Origin of the sequence: Streptomyces canarius (assembly GCF_014650735.1) — a bacterium.
Classification (GTDB): Bacteria; Actinomycetota; Actinomycetes; order Streptomycetales; family Streptomycetaceae; genus Streptomyces; species Streptomyces olivaceoviridis.
Genome location: NZ_BMVN01000014.1, coordinates 81,651 through 96,189, shown reverse-complemented (window position 1 = coordinate 96,189; position 14,539 = coordinate 81,651). Strand labels below are relative to the sequence as shown.

Sequence of the window (14,539 nt, the reverse complement as noted above, 5' to 3'; positions counted from 1 at the left end):
GCGGGCGGGCGCGTGGGTAAAAGCGGGCGCACGCGAGGTCGGCGCGCGGCGGCACGCCGGTCAGCCGTCCGGAGTCGCGTTCAGCCACCGGCCTCGTCAGCGGGAACTCGCCCCGCTCCGGCGCCGTCGGCCGGTAGAGCCTGCGTCGTCATCGGTCAGCCGTCCTACGCGGTGGTGCAGCACAGGATGCGGAAGCCCTTCTGCGAGGCGTACCGCTCGGTGGGCCACCCCTGCTCGCCGAGCCAGCGCTGGAGTGAGTCGGCGCCCAGGTGCTTGTGCACCACGAGGTACGCCTTGCCGCCCGGTACCAGCCGATCCAGCCAGTGCCGCAACATGGCGTGGAGCTGCGGTTTGCCGATACGGATGGCCGGATTGGAGACGATGAAGTCGAAGCGCACGTCGTCGGGGACGTGTTCCGGGCGGGCGCAGCGTACCCCGCGCAGGCCGAGCCGCTCGGCGTTCCGGCGGCAGAGCTCCAGCGCGTGGTCGTTGACGTCGACGGCCCAATGCGTCGACTCGGGTGAGGCTCCGGCGACGGCGACGGTGAGCGGGCCGTAGCCGCACCCGATGTCGAGGGACGTCCCCCGCGCAGGCGGCTGGGGCAGGGCGCGGAGCAGGACGGACGTGCCGGGGTCGACGCGCGAGGCCGAGAAGACGCCGGGCGCGGTGAGGAGTTGCACCTCCTCCACGGGCCCGTACGGCAGACGCAGCGGCACGGACGACGTTTTGCCGATGCCCTTGTCGTCGGGAGTTGTGAAGTAGTGAGACATGCGTCGATCATGGCACGCAGAGAAGTTGAGCCGGGTGATCGGACCAAGTCCCCACGGGAATCCGGCTGGGCGGACGGCGCCGCCGATCACTCACGGCCACCCGGCTGCCGGAAGAACGACCGCGTCCCGGCGCCCAGTTGAAGATCACCGATGCCGACGGCACGAGGATCACCTGCTTCGATCCGCCTGCTCGGCTCGGCCGGCCACACGCAAGACGAAGGATCGAGGCTAGAATACGTTGGTCATGCGAACGCAACAGCAACGCACCGCGCAGTCCCTGACGTCCCTGTCACGATGGGCGGTTGGCGATCCGTCAGACGCCGCCGTCTCGGCCGGCGACGGTGTCGTGGCCCTGACCGCCGACGGTCTGTCGGAGGGGGCGCGCCGCGGTGGTGCCGTCGTGCTCGGGCTTCACGAGGCCATGGTCCGTGACGATCTTCCCCGCGCGCCGCTCGTCGACGTTCACCTGCCCACCTACCGGGGCAAGGCGCTCGTCACCGCGCTGAGTTGGCTGGTGGCGCGGCATCTGGTCACCGACGACGGCACGGCGGCCTGGTTCCTGACGAAGCAGCAGGGTGCCGGTTCTTTACCCGCGTTGCTCACGGACCTCGGCTGGCGGGACGTCAGCCGCTCCCGCGCGGGCAAGCTGTACCGGATCGCGGGCCGTCCGCCCGCTGAGGTCACGCCGCCCCAGCCGCGGACCTTCACCGCGCTGATGGACGGCCACGCACTGACGTTCGCCGCCGACTACGGCGTCTTCTCGCCGGGCCACATCGACGAGGGCACGGCTCATCTGCTCGACGTGGCACTGCGGCAGCCCCACGTGTCCACCATCGCCGACGTCGGTGTCGGCTACGGTCCGCTCGCCCTCGGTCTGGTGCGCGCCGGGGTGGCCGATCGGGCCGTGGCCACCGATGTGGACAGCGTGGCACTGTGGTTGGCCGGCCGTAACGCCGAGGCCAACGGCGTGCCGCTGGAGGTGGTGTGCAGCACGGACCCGACGGAGATCGAGGACACTCCGCTGACGGTGTGCAATGTGCCCACGCACATCGACGTGGCCAGGACCACCGCTCTCATGCGCGGGCTGGCACGCCGCGCCGCCGCGGGCCGGCGGCTGCTCGCCGTCGTCCACTCCAGCCTTGAGGAGCGGTATGCGCGGCACCTGGCCGACGTGGGCCTGACCGCGCTGCGCCACCCCGGTAAGAGCCATGTGGTCCTGGAGGCCGGCGGCTGATCGGCGACCCTCCCCGCTTGGCCGTCACCACGGCCGGCGAGGCGACAGCCGCCCCGAAGTACGTCACCGTCGGCCTGCCCACCTCTCGGCTGGGTGGGCGCCGACGGCCGCACCACCCGTATCTCCTGAGCCGAGCGTGTCCTGCGGTGGATACCTGTCACCCGACGTCTCCGGCACGGTCGTCGGAGCTGTTGATCAGAAATTCCCAGCCCCGCTTGCGCAGCAAGTAGCCGGCCTGGAAACGACTTTCCGACCGCAGTCGTTCCATGACCTTCGCGATGTGCCTGCGGCAGGTGCGCACCGAGATGTCCAACCGCCGGGCGATCTCCTCGTCCCGCATGCCCTGGACCAGCAGTCTGACGATGTCCTGTTGCACGCTGTCGGCCAGCTCGCGGACCTCGTGCTGTCTCCCCGCCTCGCCCGCGAAGTCCAGGCCCTGCTCCCAGGACCGGTCGAACACCCGCGCCAGGAAGTCGACCACGGACGCCTCCCGGATGACGACGCTGCCCTGCACACCGTCACCGATGAGCACCGCGACCTGCCGGTCGAACACGACGATCCGGTCGTGCAGTTCGCCGACGGTGCGCACCTCGGCGGCTGCCCGGCGGGCCGCCGAGGTATGAGCTCGGGTGGTGGCATCGCGCCGTGACGAATGCTGGTACATCACCCGGACCCGTACCCCGTCGCACACCTCGGCACGCGGCCTCATCTCGCCCCACAACGCCTGCCGGAGTGCTCTGGGCACGGGATCCTTGCCGGGGTTGGCGACCAGCACCTCGCGCGTACACGACCCGGCGAGGCCGCTCAGCGCGTCGTGGAGGTCGTCGGCGCAGGTGAGCGGTTCGGTGGCGCTGTGGTCGCCCGCGACGAGGTAGATGGACATCAGCCTGTCGAACTCGTCACGCGTCCGGCTGACCTCCAGCCGGTACCGGGTGATGGCGTTCTCCAAAGGCAGCATCGCCTCGGCGAGTGCCGCATCGGGCCGGGCGGCGACGATCGCGCTGCGGTCGGGCAGTTCGCGCAGCAGCCGCCAGTCCACCAGCGTCTCCACGGCGTTCCGCAGCTCGCCGGGGCCGAGGCCGAGGGCGGGGGCCATGGCCGCGTAGTCGACCTCCCCGTTCTCCAGGACCCAGTCGTACACCTGGTAGGCGTGTTCCTCAAGCCGCGGTGGCAGCAACATCGTCGTGTCGGCTTGCGGCGACCGACTGGTGCGCAGGGAGTCGGTCGCCCTTTCCCGACCATTTCCGTCGTACACGAATTCTCTTTCCATGCGGTGGCTTCTCCCTGCGTCGCACGAGCCTGTCACTCGTGAACCTCCCGGTGTCGTCGAGTGACGACATCGTCGAGCGGACGGCCGGGCGTTGTGGGACGAAGGGAGACGGTGCTCTGTACCGGTTGATCGTCCAGCCGGCGCCGGTGTGCGCCGGGGGTCGAGCTCGTGTGCCCGGAACGGTGGCGCATGCCCGGGTCCTCGGGTGTCAGATCGCCGAGGAGCCACGCCGCACCGGCGGGGAGGCCGTGGCGTTCCCGCTCGATCCCGACGGCCACTGGATCGAGATCAAGGACTTCCAGGGCCGGGGGGTCTGCGAGTCGGGAAGTTCCGGGATCAGCTTGTCCAGCAGCGAGGTGGTGGAGTGGCCGTCCACGAAGGGCACGGTGACCACGTGCCCGCCCCAGGCGCGGACCGTCTCGGACTCGGGCAACTCCGTCGCGTGGTAGTCGCCCCCCTTGACGAAGATGTCCGGCCGCAGTGACTGGAGTGCGGCTTCGGGGGTGTCCTCGCCGAAGACCAGCACCGCGTCGACCGAGCGCAGCGAGCGCAGCATCGCGGCCCGGTCGGCCGCGGACAGCACGGGCCGGTCGGGGCCTTTGAGCCGGGCCACCGATTCGTCGTCGTTGATGCAGGCGATCAGGCAGTCGCCCAGCTGGCGCGCCTCTTCGAGCATCGCGGCGTGGCCGCGATGCAGAAGATCGAAGCAGCCGCCGACCGCCACCACCGTACCGCCGGCGGCCCGCACCTGGCGGGCCAGGAGGAGCGCGTCGTCCTCCGCTCCCGAGCGGTTCCGCTCCGGACGATCGCTGACGTACCGGGGGCCCCCGTTCTCGACGTAGGCGGTGGCCGCCTCGGTCGCCGCCGCCACCGCCGCTGCCGGTGTGGCGCCACCGGCCAGCTGAATGGTGGTGGTCGCCGCGAACCGGTCTCCGGCGCCGCAGGCGTCGTGACCTATGACGCGCCGGCTGTTGACCACGAGCGGTGTGTGCGCACCGCGCTGCATCAGGACCGCGCCCCGCATGCCCCGCGTCACCACCACCTGCTCGACCCGCCACTGGTCGAGCAGGTCCCGCGCCGCCGCGATGTCGAGGGTCAGATCGTCCCGGCCGGAAACGCTCTGCCGACCGGTGAGCCCTGCCGCCTCACGGCTGTTGGGGGTGACCAGCCGGACGCCGGGCACGGCCTTCGCGCCCAGCGGATGCGGGTCCCACACGGTCGGTACCCGGCCGGTCGATTCGGCCAGCAGCCGGCGAACCGCGGGCAGCGCGGCCACCCCTCGACCGTAGTCCGACACGAGGATGCCGTCGGCCGTGGCGAGCGCGTCGGCGACGTCCTCCAGGTTGTCCGAGAGGATCTCGCCGGCCGGGCCGGCCTCGTCGAGCATCAGCAGGGTCCGGTCGTGCGTGCGGATGCGGGACTTGACCGGTGTGGGTCCGCTGAGGCCGAGGTCGACGACCCGGACGCCGGCGTCGTCGAACAGCGAGCGGAGCACGGCGCCTGACACGTCCTGCGACAACGCGGTCACCAGCGTCACGTCGACGCCGCCGGTCGCGGAGAGGGCCGCGGCGAGACCGGCGCCGCCCGGCCGCTCGGCGACATCGAGGTCGGCGAGGACCGGGACCGGGGCCTCCGGGGAGAGCCGGCTGACCGAGCCGGTGCTGTCCCGGTCGAGCAGGGTGTCGCCCACCACCACGACCCGCAGACGCTTCGCGGTGCCGGTCCGCCGGGCCGGCAATGCCGCCGTCGGACCGTCCACGGGGGCCGGCAGCGCGGGCGGTTCCGGAACGGCGGGCACCGCCGGCGTGTCCGCCGCCTGCTGTTCGACCAGGCGTTCCTCGACCGCCGCCGCGAGCAGATGCGCCACCACGAGGTGGCACTCCTGGACGTTGGCGGTGGTGGCCGCGTCGATCGTCACCGCGTCATCGGCGAGTTCGGTCAGTGGACTGGGACCGGGGCCGGTGAGGGCCCACGTGGTCACTCCGGCGGCACGGGCCGCTTCGGCGGCGCGCAACAGGTTCGCGCTGCGGCCCGACGTGGACAGCAGCAGGAGGACATCGCCGGGCCGCGCGTGCGCCTCCACCTGGCGCGCGAACACCTGCTCGTAGCCGTAGTCGTTGGCCACCGCCGTCACGGTCGACGAGTCGGCGTGCAGGGCGATCGCCGCGACCCCCCGCCGTTCGCGCTTGTACCGCCCGACGAGTTCGGCGGTGAGGTGCTGGGCCTCGGCCGCCGAACCGCCGTTGCCCGCGACGAGCAGTGTCCGTCCGGCGCTGAGCCGGTCGGCGAGTTCACTGCCCCAGAGCGTGATCCGTTCGACATCGAGACCAGCCAGCGCCTGCGTCAGGCCGTTGAGATGGCGATGACCATCGTCCGTAGAAGCCGGTTTGGCGGCCATGGTTTCTCCCTCGGTGACACACAACATCAGCAGATTGGTCCGGAAGCCGTGCACTGCACCGCTCGCATCATGGTCTTTCGCGGATCGACCATGATCGACGCTGTCGTCACGGGCGCGAGGATCATGGTCGGGTTGCTGTTCGTCGCCCGAGCAGGCGTTTTCCGAACGTAGAGCAAGGAAGGCGGCCTGGCCACCGGCAATAGCATTTGCGAGCCAATTCACCTGAGTCTGGCGCCGGTGTTACAGCAGGAGTGTGGAAAGGCGCCAAAGTCCGAATTGAGAAGTTTTGCACATTCGGGGTGAGGGCGATGCGGAACCTGGCCCTCAAGTTCAATGAATACGTCTCCTCTCCGTGTATGGTTCCTGGTCAAGTGCCCATCGGGCAGCACTGTGAAGTGACATACGAGGCAATCGGCCGCGGTGCTAGCCTCGATTTATAGGGGTTTGATGAGTACTCCTTACATCATTGCGAGAGGCGATCATCCGGCATCGGTCGACATCCTTGTCGTCGGCGGCGGGCTCGCCGGCCTTTATCTGGCGCACCGGATAGCCGCCACCTATCCGGTAGCCGTTCTGGTGATCGAGGCGGGTCCTGATGCCGGACCTGACCACCTTCGTTGGGAGCATGACCAGAAAAAGGCCAACCAACTCTGGCTGGAACCGGAGTCGGACCCCTTTTTCAGCCAGCCGTACCATGCCGCCGGAACGGGTTTCGACGGAATTTCGGGCCTACGCCGCCGGCTCGGCGGCCGGGCCCTCTACTGGGGTGGCGTCACGCTGCCGGTCGAGCCATGGGCGCTGGAGCCGGCCTCCTGGCCGCCCGAGGTCATCGCCGAGCTGACCGATGCCTGGCAGGGCGGTCCGTCGCTCTACGACAGGGTCGTCGCCGACCTGGAGAGGTGGATGGGCGGCCCCCTCACGTCCGAGCGCGAGTTCCAGCTCGGCGACCGCCGGTTCACCGAGGTGCCGCGGGCGGTGCTCGCCGCCGGGAACTCCCCACGCTGGCGGGCGTGGTCCCCCTTGGAGCTGCGGCCCGGCGAGCAGCAGCCCGGTACCGTGTCCGTGCTCTGTGACCACCAGGTGGTCGCCGTGACCAGCGGGCCGGACGGAGCCGTGTCCGGGGTCGTGGCCGAGAACGACGGCCGGCGGACGGTGATCGAGGCACGGAGGGTCGTGCTCGCCGCCGGCACGATCGAGAACAGCCGGCTGGTGCTCCAGGCGGTGACGCCGGCCGATGCCCAGCCGGCCGTGCTGCCGGGCCTGGTCGACAAACTGGCGCAGGGTTTCGTGACGGCTTTCGACCCGGCCGCCGTGCCGGACGCGATCCGTGAACTCGCCGACGCCGGTGGACTCTTCCGCGCCGCGGCTCCCCCGAAGTCGCGCTCCAACCTCATGCTGAGCGCTCACCGGAACGGACACGGCCTCGTGGTCGTGGACTGCTACCTCATGGGCGAGCAGGCGCGCGATCCGGGCGGCCAGGTGTGGTGCGAGCCCGGACCGGAGCTGCCCTGGCGGACAAGCGTGGCCGGCCGTCTCGGCGACGCCGACCGGGAGGTGATCGCAGCCCAGCGGCAGGAGCTGCGGCGGATGTACCAACTGCTCGACGAACAGGCGGGCCTGACCGGGCGTCCGCTCGATTTCGAACCGTTCGGCGCAACCGACCTCGCCGACTGGGTCGCCGCAGGGGATGCCATGGACACGCCGGGCCGGCCGGTGACGTACAGCTTCCCGCTCGGCTCCGAACAGCACGAGGCCGGCACGCTGCCCCTGGGGGGCACGCTCGTGGACGAGAAGGCCCAGGTGCGCGCCGTGCCCGGTCTGTACGTGTGCGGCCCGGCGACGTTCCCGCGCACCGGCGCGGCCAATCCCGCGCTGACCATCCTCGCGCTCGCCGCCCGGCTGGCCGGAGAGTTCACCGAGGTGAGCCGATGAACGCCCGCCCGACCGCCCACCGCAACGCGCTGCTGTTCCTCAACGGCGGGCTGGGCAACGGCATCATCCTCGCTCCGCTGCTGGCCGCGGTGGAACGGACGCTGCCCGGTCTGCGGTACTGGTCGCCCCCGAACGCGCTGCTGGAGGCGGACTGGGTGCGCGAACCGCTCGGCCTGCGCGGCCCGATCGCCACCCTGCCCACCCTCTGGCGGCGGTTCCGCCCCGCCGACCAGCCGGCCATCGTCGAGTTCTGCCAGGAGCACGACGTCACGCTGATCATCAATCTCCGGTACGAGGAAGTGCGGTACGACGGTGACTACCTCGCCTTCCGGGAGTCGGCCGCCGGTCTCGGTATCGAGTGCTGGGACCTGCACGAGCTGAGCGCCGAGGAGAAACTCCAGCCGTTCGGCACGCAGAGCGAGCTCCACCTCCGTCGGCACGGGGTGGCGACCGACGGCGTCACCGCGGCCTGGCTCGGCTCCTCCTGGAGGCCGCGACCCGGGCTGACCGGCATCTGCGTGGGCGCCAGCATCGAGTCCAAGCGCTGGCCGGCGTCCCGGTGGTCCGAGCTGATCGATGACATCGGCCCGGTGGAGGTGTGCTCGGGGCCGCACGAGTCGGAGCGGGCGATCGCCCGGGAACTGGCCGCCCGTCATCCGGACCGGGTCACGCTGTGCCTGCCCGAGACGACGACGGAGTTGCGGGACTGGATCGGCGGCCTGTCCCGTCTGGTGACGAACGACTCGCTGGCGCTGCATCTGGCCGCGGCGCTCGGCTGCCCCACAGTCGGGCTCTACCTCGTCACCGACTCGCGGATCTGGTCACCGGTGGCGGTCCCGGGCCGGTTCCGGGCGGTACAGAGCCAGCCCGCGCGCGAGTGCGAGTTCATGCGCGTGAACGGTACGTGCGCCAACTACTACCAGGGGTGTTTCGACGTGTGCCGGGACGGGGTCACGGCGGCTGACGTGCGCGCAGCGCTCGACCGTCTCGATCCGGCCGACGTGAGCGCGCCCGGTCACTACGGCAGGGGAGAGGCGGCAGCGTCATGAGGAATCGTGCGATCGCGGTCCTGGGCGGACGGTCCGGCAACGCCGGCACCACCTCACTGGCGCTCGCCGAGGCTGTGGGCGCTGAGATCGGGCGGCGCGGGTACGGCATGGTCACCGGCGGGGAAGGCGGTATCGCCGAGGTCGCGCAGCTCGCCTGTGTGGCGGAGGGCGGACAGACGCTCGGTCTGCTCAAGTGGAACCGGCTGGACGACGCGACCCCCGCCACGACCTGGGCGCTGCCCACCTCGATGGACCTGGCCCGCAGCAACATCCTGAACTGGGCCGGGGACGGCGTCATCGCCTTCGAGGGCCGGTACGGGACGCTGGGCGAGATCGCGCTGGCGCTGGACACCGGCCGTCCGCTGATCGTGCTGGGCAGGCAGCCGTTCCTGGACGAGCGCGCGCTCGACGTACCCACGTGCCGGTACTTCCCGGACCCCAAGGTGGAGGAGGCCGCCGCGATCCTCGACACCCTGGAGGAGCTGATCGAGGCGTGCGCGCCGGCGCTGGTGCGGCCCGGAGCGGCACTGTTCGACGACGGCACGGCCGCACAGGGCCCGGTCCGCCTGCGCCGGACGGTTCCCGAGGACCTGGCGCTGTTCCGGCAGGCGTTCGGGGATCCCGAGGTACGCCGGTGGTGGGACCAGTCCGCCCGACCCGAGGACCTGGCCCGCTTCCAGCACGAACGCTGTCTGCAAATCATCGACGACGAGCGGACGGTCGGTTTCATCGAGTACGAGGTCGACGACGATTCCGACACGGTGCGGCCGAAGATCGTGATCGCCACGCCGGAGGACCGCGACCGCGGTCTCGGCACGACGGCGCTGACCGTCTTCGCGTCCGCCGTCTTCGCGGCCGGCCATGCCCGGGTGGCGCTCCTGTCCGACGCCGACAACGACCGCGCCCTGCGGTGCTACGAGAAGGTCGGCTTCCGCACGGTCGGACGGCTGCGTTCCTACCTGCCCGGCCCGGCCGGACGGCATGACGCACTGCTTCTGGACCTGCTGCCCGATGACCTCGCCTCGGCTGAGGAGAAGAAGAATGAGCACTGATCGTGCCGGGGCCGAGTCCGTCCGTACCACTGTCGTGCTGGAGTTCCCGGGCAGCGGGACGTCCGGGCGCGTCCGCGCGATGCGACTGGAGAGCCTGGGCTTCTCGACCCGGTACCTGCTCGACGAGTTCCGGCCGCGGGCGACGGCGATCGAGGAGTACGCCGGGCAACTGTTCGACCGGCTCGCGGACGAGGACGTCGGCACGATCGTGTCCTACTGCGGTGCGACCGCCATCGCCCGGCACCTGGCCGCGCGCTACCGCCGGCCGCCCTTGCTGGTGGCGCTGAACCCGGAGCACACCGTGGCGCGCGGTGTCGCCGACCGGCTGCGGGGCGCCCTGGCCAAGATCGCGCTCCCGGCGGAGACGGCCGCGCGCTACGACGCCGATGCCGACACGGTGCGCGACGTCATCCGCCGGTGGCTGCCGGACCTGGAAGTGGCGATGGCCGAGTCGTACGCCGGCCCACCGCACAACTTCGGCACGGTGGCCGGCCGGCTGGCCGGAATGCAGGCCGACTGGTTCGCCCACCTCACCGCCGCGTGCGATCCGGGCAAGCTGCCGGCCGGCCCGGAGGAACTGCACATGGTGGCCCGCGACCATCCGTGCGAACCCGACTGTGCAGCCAAGCACCTGACGATCGACGTCGACCGGGCGGAGTTCTTCACGGCGTCGCTGACCAGTGACGCACTGGCCGGTGTCCTCAGGTCCTGAGCCGCGACAGACCGGAGGCCGACCTCGGTCGTGCCGACGGCGGGGAACAGACAGACAGTGAGACAGGAGATCCATCATGGTGGTCAACGGGCCGACCCTGGCCGAGTTCACCGCGCTGTGTGCGGAAATCTTCGGCGTGCCCGAGTTGTCCGGGGACACGGACTTCTTCGAGGCCGGAGGTGACTCCATCACCGCGGCGCGACTCGTGGTCGAGGTGGAGGAACGCTGGGGCGTGCAGGTCGACATGAGCGACGTGTTCACCACACCCACCGTCAACATGCTGCATGCCGGGATCCGCGAGGCAGCCCGTGCCGTCTGACCACACGAAGGACAGGACCGTCGTCCTGGTCGACCCGTACTCCTCCGGAGTCGCGCTCGGCCGCACCCTGCGCCGAGCCGGGTTCGCGACCCACGCGGTGCTCACCACGCCACGTCCGGACCCGGCGTACACGCGCACCTTCACGGCGGCCGACCACGCCGGGACGACCGAGGCCGACCTCGGCCTGGCCGAGGTGCTCGACCGTATCGGCCGGATGCACCCGGTCGCCGTGCTGCCCGGGGCGGAGTGCGGAGTCGAATTCGCCGACGCGCTCGCCGCTCGGCTCACCCCCGACTTCGCCAACGACCCGGAGCGCTCCGTGGCCCGCCGGGACAAGGCCGTCATGATGCGGACCCTGAAAGCAGCCGGGATCCCGACCATCCCCACGGTCGCGGTCGACGACTGGCGCGGCTGTGCCGAGGCGGCCGAGGCGGCCGGACTCTCGGTCGAGACCGGCGAACTGGTGGTCAAGCCGGCCCGCAGTTCGCTGTCGGACGGGCTCACTCTCGTGCCCAAGGGCGGCGATCTCACGGCGGCGGTCCGGAACCTGCTGGGCGCGCGGAACCTGCTCGGTGCGGTCAACCAGACCGTCCTGATACAGCGGCGCATGTACGGCACCGAGTACGTGGTGGACACCTTCACCCAGAACGGTCGTCACGATGTCACCAACGTGTGCCGGTACAACAAGGTCTCGGTCGGCAACAGCTTCGCGGTCTACGAGAGCACCGATTTCCTGCCCGCGGACTCACCCGAGAATCCCGCGCTGATCGCCTACGTCCGCCGCGTCCTGGACGCGCTGGGCGTGCGTTTCGGCCCCTGCCACACCGAGGTGCTGCTCACCGACGACGGGCCGGTACTGATGGAGACGGGCGCGCGGTTGTCGGGCGCCGGCCTGGCGGGCGCCACCGAGCTGGCCACCGGCGGCAGCGCGCTCTCGCGTTACGTGCACAGCCTCCGGGGCGGTGCGTCCGACCGGACGGACTACACCCTCCAGCGTCGGGTGCGCGGGGTCTACCTGGTCTTCCGCGAGTCGGGCGTCGTGAGCAACACGGCCGTCCTCGACCGGGTGCAGTCCCTCCCCAGCTGCCGGCACGTCCACCTGCCCCTTCGTGACGGAGATCGCGTCGAGCGATCCACTGGGCTGATGTCCACGATGAACCAGGGCTGGGCGCTGCTGGCACACCGCGACCTGGACCAGGTGGAAGCCGACCACGCCGAGTTCCGCCGGATCCAGCGTGACCTTCGCGTGCGCCCGGACGAGGAGGGCAGCTCGTGAGGCCGGCGATCGAAGTCGCCGCAATCGGCCGCTCGTTCGGCCGTGGCGGCACCGAGGTCACGGTCCTGCGCGACGTGACCTTCACCGTGGCGCCGGGCGAGATCGTGGCCTTGCTGGGCGGCAACGGCGCGGGCAAGACCACCCTCCTGCGGATCCTGTCCACGGTGCTGACGCCCGACCGGGGAACGGCCCGGATCCAGGGGTTCGACGTCGTTTCCCAGGCCCGCCAGGCCCGCGGAGCACTGGGGGTGTCCTTCGGCGGAGACCGTGGCCTGTACGGAAGGCTGAACGCGCGGGACAATCTGCGCTACTTCGGGACGCTGCGCGAACTGGGCGGACGCGGGCTGACCACGCGCATCGCGGAGGTGCTGGAGCAGGTGCACCTGACGGAGGTCGCCGACCGGCGTGTCGAGACCTACTCCAAAGGCATGCGCCAGCGGCTGCACCTGGCGATCGGCCTGCTGGGCCGTCCCTCGGTGCTGATGCTCGACGAACCGACCGTCGGCCTCGACCCGTACGAGGCGCAGAGCCTGCGCGACACCGTGCTGGCACTGCGCGACGAGGGGGTCGCGGTCCTGCTCACCAGCCACTACCTGCTCGACGTCGAACGTCTCGCCCAGCGGGTCGTGCTGTTGCGGGAGGGGACGGTCCAGCACGAGAGCGAACTCGGCGAGTTCATCTCGCTGGCCGATCACGTCGCCACCATCCTGGTCCGCGGGGAGGGACCGCTGCCCGACCTGTCCGCGTCCCCACTCGTCGACATCAGGGTGCGCCACGAGGTGGACAACTGGGAGGCCGCCCTGCGTCTGCGGGAGTGGGACGCGGATGTGTTCACCGAGATCGGCCGGTTGTTCGGCGGTCTCACGGTGCGCGAAGTGCGCGTCGAGGACATGCGGCTGGAGGAGGCGTTCGCCCGTCTGGCCGGCGGGACCGCCGCCGAAGCCCCGGTGATCGGACGATCCGCGTGACGCGCGGCACAGGAACAGTGGCGGCGCTCGCGAGTACGGCTCGCCACCAGATCCTGATCTACGCGACGGCGTGGAAGTTCACCGTGGTCTTCGGCGTCGTGCAACCGGCGGTGCTGCTGCTGGTGAACCTGAACTCGACCACCGATCCGGTGTCGGCCGCGCGGGTGGTGTCGGGCATCGTGCTGATGGCGCTGTGGACCAACACGGTCTGGAGGGGTGCCATCATCCTGCAACTGGAGCGGGTCGAGGGCGTACTGGCGCCGGGGCTCTTCGGGCTCCGGTCCGCGCTGGTCGTACTGATCGGCAAGTCGCTCGGGTCGAGCCTGCTGTCGGCGGCCTCGGTGTTGGCCACGGTCGGCGCGACACTCGCCGTCCTGCGCCAGCCGGTCGACCTCGGCCCGCCGGTATGGGTGGTCGCCGGCCTGGTTGTCGTCCTGCTCTCCGGCACCGCGGTGGGCGTGCTGCTGTCCTGCGTCTTCCTGGTGAGCCGGCACGGTTCGCAGATCTCCGGCGCGTTGATGTACCCGGTGTTCCTCCTCAGTGGTCTGTTGATCCCGCTCAGCCTGTTTCCACGGCCGGTCCGCCTCTTCTCCTGGCTGATCAGTTTCCGCTGGGCCATGGAGTTCTTCGTCTCCTGCGCCCAAGGGGATCCGGACCTGCGTTACTTCGGCCTGACGCTCCTGCTCAGCGCCGGTTACGCCCTCGCGGGGTACCGGGTCTTCGGCTACGTCTCCCGGCGGGCCCGGGTCAACGGCACACTGGATCTGGAGTAGCTGTGGTGAATTACGTGACGGTGGCCCGACTCTCCTACGCCGAGCACCTCGTGGCCTATCCCTGGCGGCTCTCCCTCGTCACGACGTGGCCGCGTGCCGTGCTCCAGTGCCTGTTCTGGGTGCTCATCGGCCAGGTGAGGGGGAACGGCGCGGCGTACGCGTTTCCGGGAGCGGTGGCGTTGAGCATCACTGTGTCCACGATCATCGGGCTGTCCGACGTGTCCACGCTCGACCAGCGGTGGGGCACGTCCTCCCGGGTACGGATGGCCAACGTGTCGATCACGTGCCTGAACGCCGCCCGGAGTGTCCCGTGGGTCGTGGACGCGGTAGTGGTCTACTTGCTGTGCGTGGTGATCGTCGGCCCGTTGACGGGTCTGGGCGCGTCGACGGTGTGGCTTCTGCGGGCCTTCCCGATCTTCCTGCTGATGATTCTGTCCAGCGCCGCGGCAGGCCTGGCCGTGGCCTCGCTGTCCGCCCGACTGGATACCAACGTGCTGCTCGGCAACGCGCTGAGCTGGCTGATGCTGGCGGCCGGCAGTTTTGTCACCGCCGTGGTGCAGCTGCCGGTCCTGGACACCATCGGCGCGGTGCTGCCGATGACGCACGGCGTCGCCGCCGTTCGCGCGCTCGCCGCCGGCACCCCGTACTTCCCGGATGTCGTCCGCGAGGCGGTGGTCGGGGTGGGCTGGGCCGTCCTGGCCGCGGTGGCCTTCAGGGTGCAGGCGATGCGGGCGCGGCGTACCGGCAACGACTTCGCGGTCTGACGCGCGGAACGCGCCACCCGGC

13 protein-coding genes are annotated in these 14,539 nt (G+C 70.7%); 10 read left to right on the top strand and 3 right to left on the bottom strand.

What is annotated here, in order from left to right:
• Positions 1 to 164 precede the first annotated feature (164 nt).
• Positions 165 to 770 (bottom strand): class I SAM-dependent methyltransferase, encoded by a 606-nt coding sequence (locus IE294_RS21215; protein ID WP_189888441.1) that lies wholly within the window; start codon positions 768 to 770, stop codon positions 165 to 167.
• Between the two features lie 244 nt (positions 771 to 1,014).
• Between IE294_RS21215 and IE294_RS21210 the strand changes: the two genes are divergently transcribed.
• Positions 1,015 to 2,004 carry a methyltransferase gene (locus IE294_RS21210; protein WP_189888439.1) on the top strand — a complete coding sequence of 330 codons (990 nt, stop codon included), beginning with the start codon at positions 1,015 to 1,017 and terminating at the stop codon, positions 2,002 to 2,004.
• 157 nt (positions 2,005 to 2,161) lie between these two features.
• Here IE294_RS21210 and IE294_RS21205 read toward each other — a convergent pair whose 3' ends face one another.
• Both IE294_RS21205 and IE294_RS21200 read right to left on the bottom strand, forming a co-directional pair.
• Positions 2,162 to 3,274: a helix-turn-helix transcriptional regulator gene (locus tag IE294_RS21205; RefSeq protein WP_189888437.1), complete on the bottom strand. Its 1,113-nt coding sequence runs from the start codon at positions 3,272 to 3,274 to the stop codon at positions 2,162 to 2,164.
• A 208-nt stretch (positions 3,275 to 3,482) separates the two neighbouring features.
• Entirely contained in the window at positions 3,483 to 5,672 is a 2,190-nt protein-coding gene (locus tag IE294_RS21200; RefSeq protein ID WP_189888435.1) for a PfkB family carbohydrate kinase, read from the bottom strand.
• 447 nt (positions 5,673 to 6,119) lie between these two features.
• On the opposite strand from IE294_RS21200, the gene IE294_RS21195 reads away from it, so the two are divergent.
• The 9 genes from IE294_RS21195 (at position 6,120) to IE294_RS21155 (ending at position 14,517) form a co-directional block, all read left to right on the top strand.
• Positions 6,120 to 7,604, top strand: a complete 1,485-nt coding sequence (locus IE294_RS21195) for an FAD-binding protein (protein ID WP_189888433.1) — start codon at positions 6,120 to 6,122, stop codon at positions 7,602 to 7,604.
• Positions 7,601 to 8,653, top strand: a complete 1,053-nt coding sequence (locus tag IE294_RS21190; protein WP_189888431.1) for a glycosyltransferase family 9 protein — start codon at positions 7,601 to 7,603, stop codon at positions 8,651 to 8,653. Before IE294_RS21195 ends, IE294_RS21190 begins: the two co-directional genes overlap by 4 nt.
• Positions 8,650 to 9,705, top strand: coding sequence for a GNAT family N-acetyltransferase (locus tag IE294_RS21185; RefSeq protein WP_189888429.1), 1,056 nt, complete (start codon positions 8,650 to 8,652; stop codon positions 9,703 to 9,705). Before IE294_RS21190 ends, IE294_RS21185 begins: the two co-directional genes overlap by 4 nt.
• The gene (locus IE294_RS21180) at positions 9,695 to 10,417 is read left to right on the top strand and encodes a hypothetical protein (protein WP_189888427.1); all 723 of its coding nucleotides are present in this window, start codon (positions 9,695 to 9,697) and stop codon (positions 10,415 to 10,417) included. Before IE294_RS21185 ends, IE294_RS21180 begins: the two co-directional genes overlap by 11 nt.
• 76 nt (positions 10,418 to 10,493) lie before the next feature.
• Positions 10,494 to 10,736: an acyl carrier protein gene (locus IE294_RS21175; RefSeq protein WP_189817467.1), complete on the top strand. Its 243-nt coding sequence runs from the start codon at positions 10,494 to 10,496 to the stop codon at positions 10,734 to 10,736.
• The gene (locus IE294_RS21170; protein ID WP_189888425.1) at positions 10,726 to 12,012 is read left to right on the top strand and encodes an ATP-grasp domain-containing protein; all 1,287 of its coding nucleotides are present in this window, start codon (positions 10,726 to 10,728) and stop codon (positions 12,010 to 12,012) included. The genes IE294_RS21175 and IE294_RS21170 overlap by 11 nt, the downstream gene beginning before the upstream one ends.
• Positions 12,009 to 12,980: an ABC transporter ATP-binding protein gene (locus IE294_RS21165; RefSeq protein ID WP_229917260.1), complete on the top strand. Its 972-nt coding sequence runs from the start codon at positions 12,009 to 12,011 to the stop codon at positions 12,978 to 12,980. Before IE294_RS21170 ends, IE294_RS21165 begins: the two co-directional genes overlap by 4 nt.
• A complete protein-coding gene (locus tag IE294_RS21160; protein ID WP_189888424.1) occupies positions 12,977 to 13,753 on the top strand; it encodes an ABC transporter permease in 777 nt (258 codons plus the stop codon). The genes IE294_RS21165 and IE294_RS21160 overlap by 4 nt, the downstream gene beginning before the upstream one ends.
• Positions 13,754 to 13,755: 2 nt before the next feature.
• Positions 13,756 to 14,517 carry an ABC transporter permease gene (locus IE294_RS21155; RefSeq protein ID WP_189888422.1) on the top strand — a complete coding sequence of 254 codons (762 nt, stop codon included), beginning with the start codon at positions 13,756 to 13,758 and terminating at the stop codon, positions 14,515 to 14,517.
• Positions 14,518 to 14,539 lie beyond the last annotated feature (22 nt).

What these genes read in the sequence shown, in the direction of transcription:
- IE294_RS21195 (WP_189888433.1), top strand. Translation starts at nt 6,120, where the DNA reads ATGAGTACTCCTTACATCATTGCGAGAGGCGATCATCCGGCATCGGTC.
- IE294_RS21205 (WP_189888437.1), bottom strand. Translation starts at nt 3,274, where the DNA reads ATGGAAAGAGAATTCGTGTACGACGGAAATGGTCGGGAAAGGGCGACC.
- IE294_RS21200 (WP_189888435.1), bottom strand. Translation starts at nt 5,672, where the DNA reads ATGGCCGCCAAACCGGCTTCTACGGACGATGGTCATCGCCATCTCAAC.
- IE294_RS21185 (WP_189888429.1), top strand. Translation starts at nt 8,650, where the DNA reads ATGAGGAATCGTGCGATCGCGGTCCTGGGCGGACGGTCCGGCAACGCC.
- IE294_RS21180 (WP_189888427.1), top strand. Translation starts at nt 9,695, where the DNA reads ATGAGCACTGATCGTGCCGGGGCCGAGTCCGTCCGTACCACTGTCGTG.
- IE294_RS21215 (WP_189888441.1), bottom strand. Translation starts at nt 770, where the DNA reads ATGTCTCACTACTTCACAACTCCCGACGACAAGGGCATCGGCAAAACG.
- IE294_RS21175 (WP_189817467.1), top strand. Translation starts at nt 10,494, where the DNA reads ATGGTGGTCAACGGGCCGACCCTGGCCGAGTTCACCGCGCTGTGTGCG.
- IE294_RS21210 (WP_189888439.1), top strand. Translation starts at nt 1,015, where the DNA reads ATGCGAACGCAACAGCAACGCACCGCGCAGTCCCTGACGTCCCTGTCA.
- IE294_RS21190 (WP_189888431.1), top strand. Translation starts at nt 7,601, where the DNA reads ATGAACGCCCGCCCGACCGCCCACCGCAACGCGCTGCTGTTCCTCAAC.